Raw genomic sequence first — 2545 nt, forward strand, 5'->3', positions numbered from 1 at the left:
GCCTTGGGCTACACCATGGTGTACGGCATCATCAATCTCATCAATTTCGCGCACGGGGAAGTGCTGATGGTCGGGGCACTGACCAGCTGGAGCATCATCGGGCTCATGCAGGAGTCGATGCCCGGCACGCCGGGCTGGCTGATTCTGCTGATCGCCCTGCTGATCGCCTGCGTGGTCGCCGCCACGCTCAACTTCGTGATCGAGAAGGTGGCCTACCGGCCGCTGCGCAACAGCCCCAAGCTGGCRCCGCTSATYACSGCGATCGGCRTGTCGATCCTGCTGCAGACGCTSGCGATGATCATCTGGAAGCCGACCAACAAGGCCTAYCCSAACCTGCTKTCGACMACMCCGATCCAYWTSGGCGGCGCSGTGATYTCGCCGACSCAGGTSATGATCCTCAGCGTKACSGCSRTYTGCCTCGCGATCCTCACCTGGCTGGTCAACTACACCAAGCTGGGCCGCGCGATGCGCGCCACCGCCGAGAACCCGCGGGTCGCCGCCCTGATGGGCATCCGCCCTGACATGGTGATTTCGGCCACGTTCATCATCGGCGCCGTGCTGGCGGCGGTGGCCGGCGTGATGTATGCCTCCAACTACGGCATCGCGCAGCATGCGATGGGCTTCATTCCGGGCCTCAAGGCCTTCACGGCGGCGGTGTTCGGCGGCATCGGCAACCTCGCCGGGGCGGTGGTCGGCGGCATCCTGCTGGGCCTGATCGAGGCCATCGGCTCGGGCTACATCGGCGCGCTCACCGGCGATGTGCTGGGCAGCCACTACAGCGACATCTTCGCGTTCATCGTGCTGATCGTCATGCTCACGCTGCGGCCCTCCGGCCTGCTCGGCGAGCGCGTGGCGGACCGGGCCTGAGGAGGACGCCATGAAAAACAGCAAGAACCTCATTCTGTACGTGGTCGGCGCGGTGCTGGTGCTCGCGCTGCCGCTGCTGCTGCAGACCCAGGGCAACGCCTGGGTGCGGATCGCCGACATCGCGCTCTTGTACGTGATGCTGGCGCTCGGCCTCAACATCGTGGTGGGCTATGCCGGCCTGCTCGACCTGGGTTACGTGGCCTTCTTCGCCATCGGCGCCTACCTGTTCGCGCTGCTGGGATCGCCGCACCTGACCGACACCTTCCCGGCCATCAAGGCGATGTTCCCGAACGGGCTGCACGTGTCGCTGGTGGTGGTGGTGCCGCTGGCGCTGCTCGTGGCCGGCCTGTTCGGCGCGTTGCTGGGCGCGCCCACGCTCAAGCTGCGCGGCGACTACCTGGCGATCGTGACGCTCGGCTTCGGCGAGATCATCCGCGTGTTCCTGAACAACCTGGACCATCCGGTCAACATCACCAACGGTCCCAAGGGCATCACGGCGATCGATCCGGTGCACTTCTGGGGCCTCAACCTGGGCAAGGCGCTCAAGTTCGACGGCTTCACGATCTCGTCGGTCACGCTGTACTACTACCTGTTCCTGATGTTCGTGATCTTCACCATCGTCATTTCGCACCGGCTGCAGCTCTCGCGCATCGGCCGGGCCTGGATGGCGATCCGCGAGGACGAGATCGCCGCCAAGGCGATGGGCATCAACACCCGCAACATGAAGCTGCTGGCCTTCGCCATGGGCGCCAGCTTCGGCGGCGTGTCCGGCGCGATGTTCGCGTCGTTCCAGGGCTTCGTGTCGCCCGAGTCCTTCAGCCTGATGGAGTCGGTGATGATCGTCTCGATGGTGGTGCTGGGCGGCATCGGTCACCTGCCGGGCGTGATCCTGGGGGCGATCCTGCTGTCCGCGCTGCCCGAGGTGTTGCGCTATGTCGCCGCCCCGCTGCAGGCGATGACCGGCGGCCGGCTCGACGCCTCGATCCTGCGCCAGCTCTTCATTGCGCTGGCGATGATCATCATCATGCTGGTCCGTCCGCGCGGCCTCTGGCCGTCGCCGGAGCATGGCAAGTCGCTGGCACGCAGGGGCGTGCAGCCGGCCTCGGGCATGCCGGCGGCAGCGCCGGGGATCGAGACACCGGCCGATGAAGTGCCCGGCGCCGCCTCGCGCCCGATGTCGATCAATCCGTGAGTCAGGGGCGCAAAACATGACTGAAACCATCCTCGACGTCCGCGGCATTTCCAAGCGCTTCGGCGGCCTGCAGGCCCTCTCCGACGTCGGCATCAAGATCCTGCGTGGCCAGGTCTACGGGCTGATCGGCCCCAACGGCGCCGGCAAGACCACCTTCTTCAACGTCATCACCGGGCTCTATTCGCCCGACAGCGGCAGCTTCGAACTGGCCGGCAAGCCCTATCAGCCAACCGCGGTCCACGAAGTCGCCAAGGCCGGCATCGCACGCACCTTCCAGAACATCCGCCTCTTCGCCGAAATGACTGCGCTCGAGAACGTGATGGTCGGCCGGCACGTGCGCACGCACTCGGGCGTCTTCGGCGCGATCTTCCGCCCCCCCGGGTTCAAGGCCGAGGAGGCCGCGATCGCCGAGCGCGCGCACGAGCTGCTCGAATACGTCGGCATCGGCAAGTTCGCCGACTACAAGGCCCGCACGCTGTCGTACGG

At 66.3% G+C, this 2545-nt stretch carries 3 protein-coding genes; all 3 read left to right on the forward strand.

Annotated features, from left to right (window positions below; all coding sequences use genetic code 11):
• On the forward strand, positions 1 to 867 hold an 867-nt coding region (locus AC1D2K_RS33295; protein ID WP_478094529.1), incomplete at its 5' end, for a branched-chain amino acid ABC transporter permease.
• 10 nt (positions 868 to 877) lie between these two features.
• Positions 878 to 2059: a branched-chain amino acid ABC transporter permease gene (locus tag AC1D2K_RS33300; RefSeq protein ID WP_478094531.1), complete on the forward strand. Its 1182-nt coding sequence runs from the start codon at positions 878 to 880 to the stop codon at positions 2057 to 2059.
• Between the two features lie 16 nt (positions 2060 to 2075).
• On the forward strand, positions 2076 to 2545 hold a 470-nt coding region (locus tag AC1D2K_RS33305), incomplete at its 3' end, for an ABC transporter ATP-binding protein (RefSeq protein ID WP_478094533.1).

The sequence above is a fragment of the Variovorax sp. P1_H12_2 genome, assembly GCF_056405335.1.